Origin of the sequence: Paraburkholderia sp. SIMBA_054 (assembly GCF_046534875.1) — a bacterium.
Lineage (GTDB): Bacteria > Pseudomonadota > Gammaproteobacteria > Burkholderiales > Burkholderiaceae > Paraburkholderia > Paraburkholderia hospita.
Map to the genome: position 1 here is coordinate 1 of NZ_JAWRXV010000193.1, position 808 is coordinate 808.

Here is an 808-nt window from a genome sequence, read left to right on the forward strand (position 1 = left end):
CCCCCCTATAAGGACTTTCCCTTTTTGCAAGCTGGGGTTGATTTATCCATCCATCCATTCGACTCCCATGTCATCGGAGACACATTCGGCATTCAGCGGCGAGACAGACTGCACACCTATAAGCGGCCTTGTTGAGCACTATCGTTGCGTGTGCCCGGGCCCGGATAGTAACCGCGCAGCAGGACTCCATCCGGATCACGGCGAATACATGCGATGTAGCGCCTGGGGGGTGTTCGAGTTCGCCCGCTGCCGGTCTGACCTGTCGCTATCCTTGCCTTTGCGTCCTGGGTTACGAAGTCACGCTTTTAGGTGACGCTGCGAATTTACCTGTTCATGCTGTTGTCCTACAGTGGCCGGCGCGGTGTTGAGACATGCGAGGGATCGAAGCGCTCGCCCTTGGCCAGAATCGCCCACAGGATGCGCGCGTGCTTGTTGGCGACGGCCACCAGCGTTCGATACCAGCCCACGCGTGCCTGGAGCTGAACGATCCAGCGCGAGAGCCGGTCGGTTCGTCGATGGGCGCTCGTTACCGCGGCGCGCGCGCCCTGGAACAGCAGCGTGCGCAGATACGTGTTGCCCTGCTTCGTGATGCGGCCCAGCCGGGTCTTGCCGCCGCTGCTCTTCTGTTTGGGCACCGTGCCGACCCAGGCGGCAAATTGCCGGCCGTTGTTGAACAGGTGAGCGTCGCCGACGGTGGCCACCGCGGCCGACGCGGTGAGCGGTCCGATGCCGATGACCGCCATGACGCGCTGCGCGTTGCTGTCGTGCTTCACGTGCGTGGCGACTTGCGCGTCGCACCAGGCGATTT

The 808-nt window shown here is 62.7% G+C and carries 1 protein-coding gene; it reads right to left on the reverse strand.

Annotated features, from left to right (window positions below):
* Positions 1-344 precede the first annotated feature (344 nt).
* On the reverse strand, positions 345-808 hold a 464-nt coding region (locus SB822_RS54715), incomplete at its 5' end, for an IS110 family transposase (RefSeq protein ID WP_410858801.1).